The organism is Photorhabdus sp. P32, from assembly GCF_038085095.1.
Lineage (GTDB): Bacteria > Pseudomonadota > Gammaproteobacteria > Enterobacterales > Enterobacteriaceae > Photorhabdus > Photorhabdus luminescens.
In genome coordinates this window covers 1-616 of sequence record NZ_JAZGJN010000049.1, presented here as the reverse complement: position 1 = coordinate 616, position 616 = coordinate 1, and the positions used below count along the sequence as shown (strand labels likewise).

General features: G+C 32.1%; 1 protein-coding gene. It reads right to left on the bottom strand.

Annotated features, from left to right (window positions below):
* Window positions 1-166: 166 nt before the first annotated feature.
* On the bottom strand, window positions 167-580 hold the full coding sequence (locus V2H77_RS00155; protein WP_265380204.1) for a fascin domain-containing protein: 414 nt from the start codon (window positions 578-580) through the stop codon (window positions 167-169).
* Between the last annotated feature and the right edge of the window lie 36 nt (window positions 581-616).

Sequence of the window (616 nt, the reverse complement as noted above, 5' to 3'; positions counted from 1 at the left end):
ATTATAAATAACAACAATTACCCGTTATTAGATAATTATATTAAAATAATTCATTGGTTTTTACATGGTATATTAAATGACGAATATTATTATCCAAAAATAAGATAAAATAATAGTGGCCAGTTTTACCTGGCCACCATAAAAATATTTAAGCAAAGATTATAATTTATGCAATCAGTGTGGTCACTTTAAAGTGGCAATACGCATCTAAATTAATTTTATCCGGCTTAATATAATCAATACCATTCAGAGTGACCCGACTTAAATATTTCCCGTTATCTGCACGTAGAGCTATCACATTACATCCGACATCCTCTACTGTAAACGTAGAATAAACATCAATACTTGATTTCGCTGCTTCAATATAATCACCACCGACTCGACTAACCCGGCTCAAATAACGACTATTATCAGCAAGAAGTGCTATCGTATTGGTGCTAAGTTGTATTAATTTATATCTTGAGTATATATCAATGGCAGATTTAACAGCTTCAATATACTGAACTCCTGCCTGATCTACTCGACTCAGGTAGAGATTATTATCAGCTTGTAATGCAATAGTGATATTTGGTAATCCCATAATACTCTCCCATTTAAATATACCCGTCATCTTTCA